At 63.0% G+C, this 17,182-nt stretch carries 15 protein-coding genes; 5 read left to right on the plus strand and 10 right to left on the minus strand.

The annotated features are described in order from the left end of the window. Positions 1-21: 21 nt before the first annotated feature. The 5 genes from CH305_RS17210 to CH305_RS17230 are packed head-to-tail and all read left to right on the plus strand — an operon-like array spanning position 22 to position 5,184. Complete coding sequence (locus CH305_RS17210) at positions 22-570, plus strand: MaoC family dehydratase (RefSeq protein ID WP_032379726.1); 549 nt, start codon at positions 22-24, stop codon at positions 568-570. Continuing rightward, positions 567-1,784 carry a CaiB/BaiF CoA-transferase family protein gene (locus CH305_RS17215; protein WP_094704369.1) on the plus strand — a complete coding sequence of 406 codons (1,218 nt, stop codon included), beginning with the start codon at positions 567-569 and terminating at the stop codon, positions 1,782-1,784. The genes CH305_RS17210 and CH305_RS17215 overlap by 4 nt, the downstream gene beginning before the upstream one ends. Next, the gene (locus tag CH305_RS17220) at positions 1,781-3,151 is read left to right on the plus strand and encodes an MmgE/PrpD family protein (RefSeq protein ID WP_094704370.1); all 1,371 of its coding nucleotides are present in this window, start codon (positions 1,781-1,783) and stop codon (positions 3,149-3,151) included. Before CH305_RS17215 ends, CH305_RS17220 begins: the two co-directional genes overlap by 4 nt. 39 nt (positions 3,152-3,190) lie before the next feature. Further along, complete coding sequence (locus CH305_RS17225) at positions 3,191-4,354, plus strand: acyl-CoA dehydrogenase family protein (protein WP_094704371.1); 1,164 nt, start codon at positions 3,191-3,193, stop codon at positions 4,352-4,354. Beyond that, the gene (locus CH305_RS17230) at positions 4,351-5,184 is read left to right on the plus strand and encodes a CoA ester lyase (RefSeq protein WP_094704372.1); all 834 of its coding nucleotides are present in this window, start codon (positions 4,351-4,353) and stop codon (positions 5,182-5,184) included. Before CH305_RS17225 ends, CH305_RS17230 begins: the two co-directional genes overlap by 4 nt. A 136-nt stretch (positions 5,185-5,320) precedes the next feature. Here the strand turns inward: CH305_RS17230 and CH305_RS17235 are convergent, their stop codons facing one another. The 10 genes from CH305_RS17235 to CH305_RS17280 form a co-directional block, all read right to left on the minus strand. After that, positions 5,321-6,130: a MaoC family dehydratase N-terminal domain-containing protein gene (locus CH305_RS17235; protein WP_094704373.1), complete on the minus strand. Its 810-nt coding sequence runs from the start codon at positions 6,128-6,130 to the stop codon at positions 5,321-5,323. Continuing rightward, positions 6,130-7,365 (minus strand): CaiB/BaiF CoA-transferase family protein, encoded by a 1,236-nt coding sequence (locus CH305_RS17240; RefSeq protein ID WP_094704374.1) that lies wholly within the window; start codon positions 7,363-7,365, stop codon positions 6,130-6,132. Before CH305_RS17240 ends, CH305_RS17235 begins: the two co-directional genes overlap by 1 nt. A gap of 29 nt (positions 7,366-7,394) precedes the next feature. Continuing rightward, a complete protein-coding gene (locus CH305_RS17245; protein WP_094704375.1) occupies positions 7,395-8,753 on the minus strand; it encodes an MFS transporter in 1,359 nt (452 codons plus the stop codon). A 23-nt stretch (positions 8,754-8,776) separates the two neighbouring features. Further along, positions 8,777-9,778 carry a hydroxymethylglutaryl-CoA lyase gene (locus tag CH305_RS17250; protein WP_094704376.1) on the minus strand — a complete coding sequence of 334 codons (1,002 nt, stop codon included), beginning with the start codon at positions 9,776-9,778 and terminating at the stop codon, positions 8,777-8,779. Continuing rightward, on the minus strand, positions 9,775-11,055 hold the full coding sequence (locus CH305_RS17255) for a hydroxymethylglutaryl-CoA reductase, degradative (protein WP_094704377.1): 1,281 nt from the start codon (positions 11,053-11,055) through the stop codon (positions 9,775-9,777). The genes CH305_RS17250 and CH305_RS17255 overlap by 4 nt, the downstream gene beginning before the upstream one ends. A gap of 137 nt (positions 11,056-11,192) precedes the next feature. Continuing rightward, positions 11,193-13,115, minus strand: coding sequence for a GAF domain-containing protein (locus tag CH305_RS17260; RefSeq protein ID WP_094704378.1), 1,923 nt, complete (start codon positions 13,113-13,115; stop codon positions 11,193-11,195). A gap of 137 nt (positions 13,116-13,252) precedes the next feature. Continuing rightward, entirely contained in the window at positions 13,253-14,062 is an 810-nt protein-coding gene (locus CH305_RS17265) for an ABC transporter ATP-binding protein (RefSeq protein WP_094704379.1), read from the minus strand. A 9-nt stretch (positions 14,063-14,071) separates the two neighbouring features. Continuing rightward, positions 14,072-15,100 carry an ABC transporter substrate-binding protein gene (locus CH305_RS17270; protein WP_094704380.1) on the minus strand — a complete coding sequence of 343 codons (1,029 nt, stop codon included), beginning with the start codon at positions 15,098-15,100 and terminating at the stop codon, positions 14,072-14,074. 35 nt (positions 15,101-15,135) lie between these two features. Next, complete coding sequence (locus CH305_RS17275) at positions 15,136-15,876, minus strand: ABC transporter permease (RefSeq protein ID WP_256983829.1); 741 nt, start codon at positions 15,874-15,876, stop codon at positions 15,136-15,138. 244 nt (positions 15,877-16,120) lie between these two features. Then, positions 16,121-17,149: a LacI family DNA-binding transcriptional regulator gene (locus CH305_RS17280; protein ID WP_094704420.1), complete on the minus strand. Its 1,029-nt coding sequence runs from the start codon at positions 17,147-17,149 to the stop codon at positions 16,121-16,123. Positions 17,150-17,182 lie beyond the last annotated feature (33 nt).

Here is a 17,182-nt window from a genome sequence, read left to right on the forward strand (position 1 = left end):
AAACTGACACGAGGAGACACGGTGGCAATCCATCCGGCCGTTCTGGGGCGCTTCTTCGACGACTACGCCGTGGGGGACGTCTACCAACATCCCTTCGGGCGGACGATCTCGGAGACCGACAACACGTGGATCACGCTGCTGTCGCTCAACACCAACCAGAACCATTTCAACGCGCACCTGGCATCGCAGAACCCCATCACCGATGGGAAGGTCATCGTCAACTCCGGTTTCACAGTCTCTGTGGTGCTGGGACTTTCGGTGATCGACATGAGTCAGAACGCGATCTCGAACCTCGCCTTCACCGACATCAAGATGTCGCACCCGGTGTACGCAGGCGACACGCTCTACGCCGAAAGCATCTGCACCGGACTGCGCAAGTCCGAATCACGCCCCTATGCCGGCATCGTCTCGATGATCACCCGCGGCCTCAATCAGGATGGCGTCGAAGTCATTTCATGGAAGCGCTCGGTCATGGTCGCCACCCGCGACAGTGGCATCGGGCAGAACTACTTCCCCGAAGCGCAGAACGGCCCGCTCGAACTTCCCCAGATTAAGGATTCCGACGCATGAGGCCACTCGAAGACGTCCGCATCATCTCCCTCGAGCAGTACGGCGCAGGCCCGTTTGGCAGTTTGCATCTGGCCGACCTCGGCGCGGATGTCATCAAGATCGAGGACCCCAGCGTTGGCGGTGACGTCGGCCGTTACGTCCCGCCCTACAACGAGGGCGAGGACTCGTTGTTTTTTGAGAGCTTCAACCGCAACAAACGTTCTCTTTCCCTTGACCTTTCGACCCCGAGCGGTCGAGCGGTGTTCGAGGACCTCGTCCGTACCAGCGACGCCGTCTATTCCAACCTCCGCGGTGATGTGCCCGAGAAGATCGGCATCACCTACGACCAGCTCAAGCACCTCAATCCCGCGATCGTGTGCTGCAGTCTCACCGGCTTCGGTATGACCGGCCCTCGCGCGAAAGAGCCTGGCTACGACTACATTCTGCAGGGTCTCGCCGGCTGGATGAGCGTCACCGGCGACCCGGACGGCCCGCCCACCAAATCCGGTCTGTCGCTGGTCGATTACTCCGGTGGATTCGTCGCTGCCATTTCGCTGCTGTCGGGATTGCACGCTGCCCGACGCGACGGCATCGGCGGTGACTGCGACGTCTCGCTGTACGACACTGCGATGTCTCTGCTCACCTATCCCGCGACCTGGCATCTCAACGCCGGCTTCGAGCCGATCCGTACGAAGAACTCGGCGCACCCATCCCTGGTTCCGTTCCAGGCCTTCGAGGCGACGGACGGCTGGCTCATCGTCGGCTGCGCCAAGGAGAAGTTCTGGGACCGACTCGTCGTCGCCATCGATCGCCCGGACCTCGGTGCCGATCCACGGTTCACCAACTTCTCGCTCCGTGGCAAGCATCAGGACGTGCTGCTGCCGATCCTGGAAGAAGTCTTCGCCACCAATACCGTCGAGCACTGGCTCTCGAAGCTCGGCCCGGCCGGGGTGCCGACCGGTCCGATCAACGATGTCGAGCACGCGCTGACCGAACCGCACACGCTCGCACGCAATCTTGTGGTCGAGACCGAGCACCCGGTGTACGACACCGTGCGTCAGGTCGCGTCCCCGGTGAACTTCGGTTCCGAGGCCAAGCAGTACCGCCGAGCGCCGCAGCGCAACGAGCACTTCGACGACATCGTGCGCGACCAGCTGGGCTACGACGACGAGCGCGTCGCAAAACTGAAGGCGGAGGGCGCCTTCGGAACGGCGAAGGACGAGGTACGGGCGTGACCTCGACGATCCTGGCGGAGTGGGCATCGAGTGTCACCGTCGCCGATCTGTCCGAGGACGTCCGGCACGCGGCCGCGCGTCACCTACTCGACGGCGTCGGCAATACCGTTGCGGCCCAACGCCTCGGCTACGGCCGACCGGGCTGGACGGTGGCCGACACCCTCGGCGGACCACCCGAGGCGCGGCCGCTCACCGGCACCCGAGGCCTGTCCGCGCCGGCGGCCGCCTTCGCGACCGGGGTGATGCTGCACTCGCTGGACTTCGACGACACCCACGCCGGAGCATTGGTTCACGCGACGGCCGTATCTCTTCCCGCGGCGATCGCCGTCGGGCAACAGGTGTACGCCTCGGGTTCCGATGTGTTGACGGCAGCAGCCCTCGGTCTCGAAACCGCATGTCGTCTCGGTGAAGTCAGTCCCCACGGATTCCATGCTCGGGGCGTGCATGCCACCGCAGCGGTGGGACCGTTGACGGCCGCACTCGTCACCGGACACCTCTCGAAGTTCGACACCGAGACGATGGTCAACGCTCTGGGGATCGCCGGATCGTCGAGTTCGGGACTGCTCGAGTTCCTCGACACGGACGCGGACACCAAGGCGCTGCATCCAGGATCGGCCAGCATGAACGGTGTGCTGGCCGCCCGGCTCGCCGCCGCCGGTGCTACTGGACCGTCCTCGGTTCTGGAAGGTCGACGCGGCATCTACGCTGCGCTGACCGATCGGCCGACGAACTTCGCGGCACTGACAGAAGGACTCGGCACGCGGTGGGAAGCCACCCGAATCGGCATCAAGCCGTACCCCAGTTGCCAGCTGATGCACGTCACGCTCGACGCAGTGTCGAAGGCGCTCGGGGACAGTGCGGTTCAGGCGAGCGACGTGGCCGACATCGAGGTGTTCGTTCACCCCGATTCGAGCCCGTTCGTCTGCGGACCGAACACCGGGGTCGCGTCACCGCGCAGCACTTACGACGGCAAGTTCGATCTGCCGTGGAGCGTGGCCGCTCTGCTGCACGACGGCGCGATCACCGTCTCGACCTACACCGACGAATCCATCGCACGTGAGGACGTCCTCGTCACTGCCCGCAAGGTGCGGGTGGCGAACCTACCGTCCGAGGTTCCCGCGGCGGCCGCGTCGGGCAGGGCGGTTCTCACTCTCACCGACGGACGAGTGCTCGACGCCTCCGTCGGCGGTAGTCAGGGATCCGCCGGATTTCCCCTGAGCGACGACCGGCTGTTGGAGAAGTTTCTCGCCAACTGTGGCAACGACTCCCGCGCGAACGAGCTGTCCGACCGCGTCCTCGGACTGGTCGACGAAACCGACCTGACCGCCATTCTCGATCTCGCCGCCGCCATCGCGCCGGCACCCTGACACCTCGATCGACGACACCCCAATCGACAGGACATCATCATGGACTTCACGTACGACGAGCAACAGTCGGCCTTCCGGAAAGCATTGCGCACCTTCGTCGACAAGGAGATCATCCCCGTCGCGAACGAGTGGGAGAAGACGGGGCGGTACCCCACGGAGATTGTTGAGCACATGAAGGCCATGGGCCTGTTCGGGATCACGACGCCGGAAGAGTACGGCGGCCTCGACCTGGACAAGGTCTCGTTCACCCTGGTCTACGAGGAGCTGGCCCGGGGGTGGATGGGCGTCGCCGGAATTCTCGGCAGCCACAACCTGTCGTGCTGGATGATCGGCAAGCACGGCACCGAGGAGCAGAAGAAGGCGCTGCTGCCGAAGCTCGCGTCCGGTGAATGGCGAACGGGAGTCGGCCTCACCGAGCCCGGTGCCGGAACCGACCTGCAGGGCATCAAGACCACCGCCAAGCGAGACGGCGACCACTACGTCGTCAACGGCGCGAAAACCTGGATCACCAATGCCCGACATGCGAATGTGCTTCCGGTACTGGTCAAGACCGACACCACCACGACCCCCGCGCACAAGGGAATGTCGATGCTGCTGATCGACACCAGCACCGACGGGTTCGAGGTGCAGCGCGACATGGGCAAGCTCGGCTACAAGGGCACCGAATCGTGTGAGATCACGTTCACCGACGTGCGCGTGCCCGTCGATGCGCTACTCGGTGGTGTGGAGGGTCGTGGTCTGCAGCAGGCACTGTCGGGTCTCGAGATCGGCCGTCTCAACATCGCCGGACGGAGCGTCGGAATCGCTCAGGCCGCGTACGACGCCGCCCTCGAATACGCGAAGCAGCGCACTGCATTCGGTCAGCCCATCGCCGAGTTCCAGGCGATCCAGCTGAAGATCGCGGACATCGCGACCCAGCTGCAGGCTGCACGCCTGATGACGTACTGGGCTGCATCACAGGCAGATTCGGGCAAGCGCGTCGACATGGAGGCCGGCATGGCGAAGTACTTCGCCTCCGAAGCCGCCATCACCGCCAGCCTCGAAGCCATGCGCATTCACGGTGGCTACGGCTACTCCACCGAGTTCGTCGTCGAGCGTCTCTACCGCGATGCGCCGCTCATGGCCATCGGCGAGGGGACCAACGACATCATGCGGACCGTCATCGCCAAGTCCCTCGTCGCGGGCACGGGAGTCATCGGATGAGGACCGCTCTGACGTACCTCTACGTCCCGGGGGATGTGCCGGAGCGGTTCGACAAGGCACTGAATTCGGGTACCGACGCGGTGGTGTTGGATCTCGAGGACGCCGTCACCGCGACGAACAAGGATCATGCGCGTGCGACGGTGGCCGCGTGGGTGGCCGCCTGCGATCCGGGGGACGTACAGATCTGGGTGCGCGTGAACCCAGGGCAGTTGCAGGAGGATGATATTCGTGCAGTATTGCACCCGAATTTGACCGGCATCTGGCTGCCCAAGGTGTCGTCTGCTCTAGAGGTCGAGATGGCCGATGCTCTACTGAGTGGCAGTAGCGCGGTGGTCTCGCCCCTCATCGAGTCGGCCGCCGGAGTGTTCGCTGCACTGGAGATCGCCCGTGCGCCTCGGGTCAAGTTTCTTCAAATCGGTGAGGTGGACCTGGCCGCCGATCTGGGCGTCGACGGCTCCGCGGAGTCGCTGTCGTTCGTGCGCGCTCAGGTGGTCGCAGCCAGTGTGGCGGCCGGAATAGATCCGCCTCCCGCAGCGGTGTCGCGAAACTTCCGCGATGCCGATGCATTCGAGGCCGATACTCGAACGCTGGCTGGTCTCGGTTTTGTCGGGCGTGCGTGTATCCATCCGGCTCAACTCGGCCCTGTGCGAACGGTGTTCGTGCCCTCGGAGGTGGAAGTGCGCGAAGCCGAGGAACTGTTGGCCGAGTTGGAACGTGCCGAGTCCGGTGTGGCCGTCGATAGCAAGGGATTCCTGATCGACGAAGCCGTTGCCCGAACCGCTCGACGAGTGGTGGAGCGAGGTGCCGCGCGGGAGACGATCAGTAGCTGACGTCAGCCGAAGGCGATGCGAAGCCCCACGTTCGCCGCGGCCTCATCGGCGCGAGGCGTCGTTGCGGCACTGCGACGGATGCGCCGCAGGGTTCGTCCATGATTCCGGATGAGGCGATCGAGGACTCTGGGGTACCTCAGTAAACGACGCTTCCGCGAGCCAACACTCGATCCTTGGCGTCCAGCGCGAATACTTCGCAACCGCTGTCGGTTCTGTTACCCACCATGCGGACGGCAGCATCGACGAACATCGGTGCTTGCATCTGAATCGAATAGCTGCGAGGTCGTTCGGCAGGCTGTGATCGAAGCGCGAAGTCCAACAGAAGCATTCGTATCAGGGGTCCGTGCACCAGCAGATCATCGAGTCCTTCGATCGACCGTGCCCAGTCTCGGTCGTAGTGAACGCGGTGAGTATTGAACGTCATCGCCGAGAATCTGAACAGTTGCCGTGAATCGAGTGCGAGGGACTCCGACCACAACCAATCGACCTCAGGTGCCGGTGTCGGGGGCTTGGCCGTGTCACCGGGCTTCGCGGCGTCGAGAAACACGTCGTGCCAGACACTCGATATCGCCAGTTCACCATCCACTCTGTAAGTGCGTTCTACGTCGGCGAATACAAGGCGTCCACCGCGCCCCTGTTTCTCGGTGATCGAGCCGGCCGTCACTGTTTGCTGTACAGCATCGCCGTAGTGGATCGGCCGGTGGAAGACGGTGTCCTCGCCCGCGTACATGCGTCGAGGCAGATCGATTACCGGCAGCACGCCGTCGTCGGCTGGAGAGCCGTCTGGCCGAAGCGCGTCCAGTTCGGCGTCGAATGGGAAGTAGATACCCTCCCATCCAGGAGGGAGCGCACCGAATGGCTTCGGTTCTGCCGCATCGGGAGCAAATGTTCCCCGATATGCGAGTGCGGGGGCAAGCCCGATTTCATCGGTTCGAACCACTGCCATCAGACGACGCCACCATTGCGCAGATCGGCGATTCGTTCCGGGGAGTACCCCACTAAACCTGCGAGGACCGAATCGGTGTGTTCACCCAGTCCGTTGGCTCTGCGTGCAGGGTTCGCGGGAGTGACGCCCATCTTGATGGGTTGCCCGAACATTCGGAGGGCACCGAACTTCCCGTAATCGGCCTCGACGATCATGTTGCGTTCGGCGGTGCCCTCGTCGTCGACCACCTCACCGATGTTCTTGATGGCAGTGAGCGGGATGACTGCACCTGCAAGGTCCTCGAGCTCGGAGCGCTTTCGCCCGTCGAACCAGCTGACGATCAACGGCTTGACTCTGCGCTCGTAGACGTCAGGATCGAATCGCTTTCTCATGGTGTCGATCTCGGAATCGACCGCGGCCTCGGGCGTACCGAATAGTTCGCAACTAGCGTTCCACAGCTTGTCCGTGTAGCCGCCGAAGAATACTTGCCCGTCCGCACATGGGAACAGTTCGTACGGTCTCACCCAGGCATGTTTGTTGCCTGATGGCACTGCCGTCTTCCCGTCGACGGTGTAGTCGACGACTGCCGTCTCCGTCATTGCCAAAATACTGTCCACCTGGGCGACGTCCACGAGCTGACCGACTCCGGTCCGCTCCGCGTGACGAAGCGCAGTGAGCGCGCCGATCACCCCGAACATGGTCGCCGAGAGGTCTCCGATCGTGACGCCGACGCGGACGGGATCTTCGCCGACCTGACCGTTCATCGACCACAATCCGCCCGCTGCCTGAGCGGTATTGTCGAACGCCGGACGTAGGCTGCGAGAACCTGTTTGGCCGTAGCCGGAGATGGCGAGATACACGAGCCTCGGGTTGATCGCGGCCAGGACGTCGTAATCGATACCCAACTTCTTGGTCGTGCCCGGCCGAAAGTTTTCGATCAGTACGTCGGCCTTGGCCACCAGGTCCTTCAAGACGGCCTTGCCCTCGTCTGCACGGAGATCTAGTGTCAGACCCAGTTTGCCCCGGTTGTACTGGGCGTAATAGGCGCTGAACTCGTCGTCAGCGGTCTTCATGTAGGGCGGGAAACCGCGAGCTACGTCTGGACCCGTCGGGTTCTCGATCTTGATCACAGTAGCTCCGAAGTCGGCGAACATCTGAGCCGCATATGCGCCGGCCAGGACGTGCGATAGATCGAGTACTACTACGCCGGACAGAGATCCGGTGTTACCTACGAAGTCGGGAGCGAGGGAAGTCATGATTCTCTTTCGTCGGTTCTTGCTTCAGATCAGCTGACGGGTTCGACGTCAGCGACCATGATGGGATCCAGTGTGTCGGCGTCGACCTTGGAGGGCAAAGTCTCGGGTAGGAAAGCGATTCCGATCAGACCGATGATGCTGAGCCCCATCAGATACGCGGCAACCAGCCAAGGGCTCCCGCCCGAGGTCGCGACGAGTGCGGTCGCGACGAGGGGTGCGGTACCGCCGACGGCAGCAGCGGGAATCTCACGGGAGATCGCGATACCACTCCAGCGGGCGTTCGTTGGGAAAATCTCCGCGAGTAGCGCGGCGGAGACGCCGATCGTTGCACCCTGAATGATTGCGAGTCCGAGGACCAGGCCGACGCCGACCAGCATTATGTTCTCGGTGCCGTACAGCCAGAACAGTGGGAAGGCGAGCAAGATGCCGAACACGGCCGCGCCCAACAGAACTGGCTTACGACCGATGCGGTCTGCCAGCTTGCCGAAGTAGAGGGTGGCCGGAATGGTCAGAAGCTCGGCGATGATCAAGGCAACCAATGCCGCTGTCGGATTGACGGTGAGCGTGCCGGTGACGTACGAAACGGAGAACGTCTGCACGATGTAGACCCACGGCAGAGTGAACGTGAACAGGGCCATGCCACAGATCAGCACGCGCCAGTGGTTCTTGATGGCTCCGGCCAGTGGCGAGTTCATCACGGCGCCCTCTTTCGCGGCTTCCTCGAATGCGGCGGTCTCATTGACCCGCAAACGGAAATACATGGCGAAGGCAACGATCACAGCGCTAGCAACAAAGGGAATGCGCCAGCCCCACGCGAGGAATTGCTCATCGGGAAGCAGAGTGAGAAGAGCGAATGTGGTTGTTGCGAGGGCCATTCCGATATACACCGAAGCGCCGGGGAATCCCGCAGTGTATGCACGGCGTTGAGGATCGGAGGATTCGCTTGCCATGGTCATGGCCCCGGCGAATTCGGCACCTGCACCCGCGCCTTGGAATATGCGAAGCACGATCAACAGGATCGGTGCCCAGACGCCGATGGATTCGGCTGTGGGGAGCAATCCGATGAATGTGGTCGCGACGCCCATCATCATCAAGGTCACCAGAAGCGTCATCTTGCGGCCGACGCGGTCACCGTAGTGCGCGAAGATCAGACCGCCGATCGGCCGTGCGCCGAACCCGACTGCAAACGCCGCGAACGCGCCGAGCATCCCGGCGAAGGTTCCAGCGCCCGGAAAGAAGAGCGGCGCGAACACCAGCGCCGACGCAAGGCCGTAGAGAGTGAAGTCGTACCACTCGATGATGGTGCCCACCGAACTGCCGATGACGGCATGGCGACGCTGCTCTTTGGTCTTCGCGTCAGCCCTGGGGAGGCCTTGGGTATTGGACATGTCGGTTCCTTGGGGATGTGTGATCAGTGGGTGGGGGAGAGTGTCGAGTTGTTCTGAATGGCGTCGGCGCGCGCCGCGGACAGAGCCCGGACGACTGCCGATGTGTTGGGCCGTCCCATCTGCTCTGCGAGCCACACAGAAACGTCAGACAGGGCGTGAAGATCGATCCCGGTCTCGATGCCGAGTCCGTCGAGCATCCACACCAGATCTTCGGTGGCCAGATTTCCGGTGGCACCGCGGGCATACGGGCAGCGGCCCAAACCTCCGGCAGAAGAGTCGAATTCGGCAACCCCGGCCGTGAGTCCCGCGTAGACGTTGGTGAGCGCCTGCCCGTAGGTGTCGTGAAGATGCAGGGCAATTCGCTCGACGGCGATGCCGCGCTCGACGACGGCGTCGAGCACAGCATGAATGTGTGCAGGCGTCGCGACTCCGATGGTGTCACCGAGGGACAACGAGCCCACCCCCATCTGAATCAATCGTTCGGCGACATCGGCGACGCGTACGGGATCCACCGAGCCTTCCCATGGGTCGCCGAAGCACATCGAGACGTATCCGCGAGTTGGAACACCGGCCGACGTGGAACCTGCGACAACGGTCTCTGCCATGGCCAGGGAAGCGGCAACACTTGTGCCGAGGTTCTTCTGGGCGAATGTTTCAGTGGCACTGACGAACACGGCGATCTCGGAGGCACCGGAGCGCAACGCTCGATCCAGCCCGCGTGCGTTGGGGGCCAGCACGATCCGGCGGACGGATTCCGGTAAGTTCACCTGTGTCATCACATCTTCGGCGTCGGCTAGTTGTGGCACCCAACGAGGTGAGACGAAGCTGGTGAGTTCGAGATTCGTGACGCCGGCTGCCACTAGGCTTCGGCAGAACTCGATCTTGGTCTCAGTCGGCACGATGTGGGGCTCGGCCTGCAGGCCATCGCGCGGTCCGACTTCGTAGACGCGGACGGCGTCGGGTAGCGCTGCAGCACGATAGACGTCTGGGCTCGGGACACGAGCCGCGTCCTGGACCGGGGTCATACGAAGCTGCCGTTACGTAGTTCGCCGAGCACCAGTTCGGCGTGCTCGACTCGGATCGATCGGTCGCCGATCAACCGCTGAACGACACTGTCCAATTCGTCTGCCGTGGCACCGGCGGTGACAGCAACCGTTCGGGCGTGCAGCCGCATGTGTCCTTGTTGGATGCCTTCGGCGGACAACGCCCGACAGGCACCCAGGTTCTGAGCCAACCCGACGGCGGCGATCACCGATGCCAGCTCTGTCGAGGATGTGACACCGAGAATATCGATCGCCGTGCGTGCCACCGGGTGAGCTTTGGTGGCACCTCCGACCAGGCCGACGGCCATTGGAACTTCCAAGGTTCCCGACAGGTGACCGTCCGCTGTCTTCTCGAAGTGCGACAGTGCCGTGTAGCGGCCGTCGGCACCGACTGCGTGCGAGTGGCACCCGGCCTCGACGGCGCGAGTGTCGTTGCCGGTAGCCAATACCACAGCGCTGATCCCATTCATTATGCCCTTGTTGTGAGTAGCGGCGCGATAGGGATCGGCTTCTGCGAACGCAGATGCATGAACGATGTTGTCCACTACTTCCGGCCCGCCCAGCAGGTCGCGATCGAACACCGCACGGGCCCGTGTGATGCGGAGGTCCGCCTTGTTCGTGAGAATCCGCAAGAGCGACCGCCCGCCCGCGATGTCGGCGATGCGTGGTGCGACGGCCTCGGCCATCGTGTTGACGGCGTTGGCACCCATGGCATCCCGTACGTCGACGACGATGTGTACGACGACATGAATTCCCGTGCGGGTGGGCAGGACGCGGACGGTGAGGTCGCGGGCTCCGCCGCCGAATCGGACGAGGGTGGGGTCCTGTGCGTTGGACAGCGAGATGATCTCATCGCGTGCTTCGAGAATTCGAAGGCGTGCTGCTTCTGGATCCTGCACATCGAGCAACTGAATCTGCGCCTGCATGATGGGGCCTGTGTGCGACACGAAGAAGCCGCCGTGAGGACGCGTCATGCGGGCCGCGTTACTTGCAGCGGCTACGACCGACGGCTCCTCGGTTGCCATTGGAACCAGGTATTCGCGATTGTCGACCACGATGTTGGTCGCAATGCCCACCGGGATGCCGAGGACACCGACGACGTTCTCGACCATGTGATCAGCCTGCTCGACGGACAATCCTGCAGTGGGGTCGAGTGGGGCAAAGGCCGAGATGTCGAGACCCGTGCGATCCGACAGAGCTAGGCGACGCTCCATTGGTGACAAATCTTTGAATCCCGCAATTCGACTGCTGATCGGCACTTCAGTTCCTCCGCGCGTTCGGTTCGACCCATGTGGCGACACGGTCCGTTGGCAAGCGAGCGCAACGTTACGGACGAAGTGTGACCTGGAATATGTAGTATCAGCACATCATCTAGCTGGAAATATGGGCCATCAGCCTATGTTCGGGGGGTGCTCGGTGATCGCAGGGCTTCGAGTCGCACCGCAGTAGAGATGCGGAACAGCGATTCGTCCTCCCGCCAGTGGTCTCCAAGAATCAGTCTCACTCTGTCGAGTCGCTGCAGGATCGTATTGGTGTGGTAATTCAGTGCGCGCGCAGCCTTGGTCGGGCTCGAATCACTGCGGACGAACGCGCGAAGTGTCGCGAGAAGGTCGGTACCGTGAGCCTCGTCGTAGGAGATGACCGGTCCAATGACGTGGTCGATGAAAGTGTGGACGTTTTCGGGATCCGACCCGAACATCGCGACGTACGGCAGAAACGATTCGGTGGTGACCACTCGGTCGTCGATCCCCAATGCTTCCAACAACCGAGCAGTCCGATGAGCAACTTCGAAACGTGCGGATAAGAGCTCGACAGAGTCGGCACGCGTCGGAACGATCACAAGAGCAGGGCGGACGCCCCCGGCTAGAAGCGCCTGCCGTACCTCCTCGGCCGATTCGGCGGGTGTCGAACTGTGCACGAGCGCGACGATGGCATCAGAGTATGTGCTGACCAAGCCTCCATCGTGGAATCGTGACGCTATGAGGGATGTTGCGATCGAACGTGATTGCAACGGGACCACGAAAAGCAGCACCGTATCGAGTGTTGACGCGTCCACGTTATGGGCGCGAGCACGCCGATCGAAGTCGCGTCGGCGTCCGGCGGACGGGTCGAGTGCGTCCGCGATCAATTCGTGTCTGGCGCGCCGGTCGGAATCGTCGACGGCATTCTGCTGCAGCGTCAGTAGCGCAGCGACTTGTGCTGCCCGCTCGATCGTGCGGTCGTCTACTGCACCCAACTCCAAATCGCCCGTGCTGAGAAGGACTGCGCCGAAGAAGAGCTCGCCCGCGGTCACTGCCGCTACGACTTCGATATCGGAGGTACCAGGCTCCACATACGAGCAGTGGCCGGTTGCGCGACTCCGTTCGATTGCGAGGCGCACGCCGCTGGATGCACTGACAGTCGCCGGAACTTGGACAAGGGCTTCCGACGAGGCGAGGACCCGCATGTCCGAATCGACGACGGTGACGCATCTCCCGAGTGCCCTCGCCAGAGTCGTTGTCACCTCGATGAATCCGCCGCCGACGAGCACCGCCTGGACCAATTCTTGATGGACGGTGTTGGATCGATCACGCACCGCGACGTGGTCCGTCAATCGTCGCAGCGCACTTTGGGCATCCTCCTCGGAAGCACGGAGGCGGGCGAGGGTGTTTGCAGATTGCAGGACGATCGACGCGTGATCGGCCAGAGCGGAGAGCAGTGCGATCTGCTCCGGCGCGAAGACGTGCTCCTGTCGCGTGGCCGAGAACAGTACACCGAGAACCTGGCCGTCCGAGAGCATCGGCACCCCGAGTATGGAGACGATGCCCTCCAGAGACACAGCATCGTCGATGTCGGTGTCGTGAGTTCCCTCGTTGTATTCGCTGTAACGACGGACCCATTGCGCGCTTCTCGACTCGGCAATACGGCTGGCAAGACCCGTGCCCGCGGGCACCCGCAAGTTTCGGAACTGCGGCGTGACCGATCCGGTGGTCTTTCGTACGTGCAGATCTTCTGTCTCCGAATCGAACTCGGACAGGTATGTGACGTCGCTGCCCATCATGTCGTGGGCCCGGGACACAAGACGTTCCAACAGGCCGTCTATGTCCCTGACTTCGGCGAGATCGCGCGCGCTGGCGAACAGAGCACCGAGTTCGTGCTCACGGCGACGCAACCGAGAGAGTTCCTCGCGAGTCGAACGCGTGCGGTCGAGAGTCGAGCTGCGAGTCCGATCATCGATCTCCAGTTCCTCGAGCAACGCGGCGAGGTCCCCGTCCTCCGATTCGCTTGACACTGCGTCGAGTATTCGGGAGATGACGCGGGAGAGATCGAGACTCGTCATGGTTCCCGAGCCTAGTCAATCCAGTAGAACAGTTGACCCGTTGAGCGTCGACGGGAGTCTGCCACAGTGTGTCACCGTCTGACCGCGACAGCCCCTGCAGAACGAACAAGTCTGCTGGGGCTGCCGCACAGAAGCGTTCAGTCCGCGCTCGTTGTCGCTCCCAGCAGATCGCGCACAGTGTTTGCAACACTGATGAATTCGGGCTTCTCCATCGTCGCGCTGTAGTCCCGGTGTGCCGGCAGGTCGACATCGAGGATGTCCACTATTCGTCCGGGCCGCGGGCTCATGACGACCACTCGGTTGGCGAGGTACACCGCTTCGGCGACGGAGTGGGTGACGAGCATGACCGTCGTTCCGGTTTCTCGCCAGATGCGGTGCAGCTCGACGTTCATCTTCTCGCGGGTGAGAGCGTCCAGAGCTCCGAAAGGCTCGTCCATGAGCAACACTTCGGGTTCGTGAAGCAATGCGCGACAGAGGGATACGCGCTGCTGCATGCCGCCGGACAGCTCATGGGGGAGTGCTCCCTCGAAACCGGTCAACCCGGTCATCTCGATGAGCTGATCGGCCTTCGCGGCCGCTGCCTTCTTGTTCATCCCGCGCATCTCACCCTGAAGCAGGATGTTCTTGCGCACGGTCCGCCATTCGAGCAGTGCAGCACGTTGGAAGACGTAGCCGATGTTGCGTTGCGGGCCCTTGACCTCCTTGCCGACCAGCTGGACGGACCCACGTGAGGCACCGGTGAGACCGGCGACCACTTTGAGAAGGGTGGACTTGCCGCAACCGGAAGGCCCTGCAATGGAGACGAACTCACCCTTCCCGACCCGGAGGTCGACATCGGAGAGAGCGGTGACGTCACCTCGTTTGGACGAGAACTGGACGCTGAGGTTGTCGACGGAGACCGCGGTCTCCGTCACGGTGGGAGGCCGTTCGCTGGTGATCGCATTCATGGTCACGTCTCATTCCTCGTTGGAGGTGAAGGTCGAGTCCCAGTAGGTCGAGGACTCGGCTCCAGCCTCGGTGAGTCCGGCATCGCTGAGGATGCTGATGGTGTTGGCCCAGTCCTCGTCGCTGTTGACACCCGGAGCCATTCCTTCCGTGTTGTCTGTGGTGAGCAGCGGAATGGTTTCCTGCCACTGCTGCAGAAGCACCGACTCCGGCGGAGTCTGCGGGTCCTTACCGACCATCGATGCCACGGCCGCTTCAGGATTGGCGATGGCTGCCTCGAACGATTCGCGGGTGGCGTCGACCATGGCCTGAACAAGTTCGGGGGAGCGTTGGATGGTGGACGTGTTGGCGATGAGGCCGTTGCTGTAGAAGTTCAGGCCCTCGTCGGAGTAGCGGAGGTAGCGCATCTCGCGTCCGGACTTGTTCGCGATGTTGGGCCCCTGGTCGTGGGCGAAACCGATGAGACCGTCGACCTGACCCGAGAGCATCGCGGCGATCTTGCCTGCGGAGTCCAGACTCTGCTGCTGAACTTGGTCCTCGGGAACGCCTACGCGGTCGAGGAAGATGGGGAATGTAGTGGTGGGCGCATCCCCGGCGGAGACGGCGATGGTCTTGCCGGCGAGGTCGGCGGTGGTCTGGATAGGCCCGTCTGCGTAGACCTGCACGGCCGATGGCGTCGTCTGCAGGAATACGCCGAGGCTCTTGACCTTGACCCCCTTGTCGATGTTGGACATCACGGCCGCAGTGTCGGCCCAGCCGAAATCGGTCTGGTTGGAGCCCGCGGCCTGTGCGGTCTTGGTCGATCCCTGGCCCGCAGTGATGGTGAGGTCGATACCGTGCTCGGCGAAGATGCCTTCTTGCACTCCGTAGTAGAACGGGGCGTGCTCGCCGTAGGGATACCAATTGAGCATCAGCGAGGTCGCGGTGGTTTCACCGTCGGCACCCGGGGCCTTCTCCTCGCCTCCACCTCCTCCGCTGCATCCGGCGAGTACGAGAGCGGACGACGCGACGGTCGCCACCAGAACGTTCTTGAGCTTCATGAAATGTGTCCTTCGATGGAGGGAGAGCATGCGGATCACACAGCGCCGACGGACGCGGTGGAGCGACGCGATGCGTGCCAGGGGATGAGGAACTTCTCGGCAATCTCGATGATCAGGAAGAGGAGAATTCCCAGGAGTGACATGATGATGAGCGCGGCGAAAAGCATTGCTGTGTCGATGTTTCCGTTCGCCTGGAGGATCACGTACCCCAGACCTTCGTTGGCACCGACGAACTCACCGACCACAGCTCCGGTCACCGCGAGTGTTGCGGCGATCTTGAGACCGGACATGAGCTGCGGCAACGACGCGGGAAAACGCACCTTGCAGAACGTCTTCCACTTGCTCGCACCCATTGTCGAGGTGAGTTCGAGGATCTCGGGATCGACCGAACGCAATCCCGCCATTCCGGCGATGACGATGGGGAAGAAGGCCATGAGGACGGCCACGAGGATCTTGGGGCTGGGACCGAATCCGAGCCACACGACGAACAGCGGCGCAATGGCGATCTTCGGGATCACCTGGGCGAACAGGATGAGCGGGTACATCGTCTTCTCGATCGAGGACGAGTAGATCATCACCACTGCGACGGCGATACCGACGCCGCTGGCGATGATGAAGCCGGCGACGGTTTCGTACGTCGTAACCCAGGTGTGGCCGGCGAGGTAGGACGCGTTGTCCACCATCGTCGACCACGTGTCACCGGGTGACGGAAGAATATAGGGCGCAACGAGTTCGGAGGCCGTGACGGCCCACCATGCCGCGACGAGCACAGCCACGAGGGCCAAGGGTCGCCAGAGGCCGGACCAGGTGTTGCGGAGCGAAGGGAACCGTCGACGACGGGTCGGTGCGGGTTGAGGAACCGACGCAGTGGCAGAACGGACTTCGACCGACGATGTTGTCGTCATAAGGAGTCCTCGATCTAGTAGGAGGCGGGTCCGTCTACTCCCGCTGGAATGCGCTTTCCGAAGCTGTCGCCCAACGTAGTGTGATCGCGCCCACAGTGTCAAGCAATTCGGACAATCAGCTGTTCAGGGCCGTGCTGCTCCGCAGGACGACGGTGCCCGGTGCCCACTCCCGGCTTCCAGGGCGACTATCCGGATCGAGGGCGAGCTGCACGGCTCGCTCGCCGATATCCACCAAAGAGAGTGCGACGGTGGTCAGGCTCGGGGAGTGATCGCGCAGTGTGGGGATGTCGTCGAATCCGGCGACGCAGACGTCCTCCGGCACGCTCAGGCCCAGCTCACGCCACGCTGCGATTGCTCCGATGGCCATGACGTCGGTGACTGCGAACACGCACGGTGGAGCCCCGTGGCCGGGGGAGAGTTCGAGCGCAGCCGCCAGACGCCGCGCCGCGCTGTAGCCACCGTCTCGCGAGAAGTCCCCGGACACTTCGATTTCCGGTGTGATGCCGTGGGTGCACAGGGTCTCGACGAAGCCGTTACGACGATCGGCCGAGGTCCGGATGTTTCCTGGGCCGCCGATGATCGCAAAGCGACGATGGCCGTGTTCGTACAGGGCCTTTGCCAAAGCCGCTGATGCTGCGAAGTTCTCGGGTTCGACCGCAGAGGCGAACGGTACCGGTTGCCCGATCACCACCACCCTGCCGCCGTTGTCGCGGTATGCCGCGAACTCCTGTTCCAGTGCTCGGTCCAAGTCGCCGCTCTGCCTCGAGCCGGCCAGGATGATGGCGTCGGCGCGGTGCGAGATGAAGGTGGCGACCGATTGCCGTTCGAGAGCAAAATCGCGCTCCGTGCTGGCCAGGAGTACCAGCTTGGCTGCGTCGCGCGCCTCGTTCTGTACGCCGCTGACGATGGATGAGAAGTACGGATCGGCCACGTCGTGCACCACCAGCCCGATCAGGCCGGTCGACGCCCGAGCCAGCGCCTGGGCCTGCGCGTTCGCGACGTACCCGAGGTCCGCCGCGGCTGCGCGGACGCGATCGGCGACACCCTCGCCGGGTACTCGGGACGAGCCGTTGAGCACCCGCGACGCTGTGGCCTGCGAGACGCCCGCAGCCGCGGCCACATCGCTGAGTCGTACTGCGGCCATGCACCCCTCACCCCCTGCGAAATCATTGCGATC

The organism is Rhodococcus sp. 15-649-2-2 (assembly GCF_002258645.1).
Classification (GTDB): domain Bacteria; phylum Actinomycetota; class Actinomycetes; order Mycobacteriales; family Mycobacteriaceae; genus Rhodococcoides.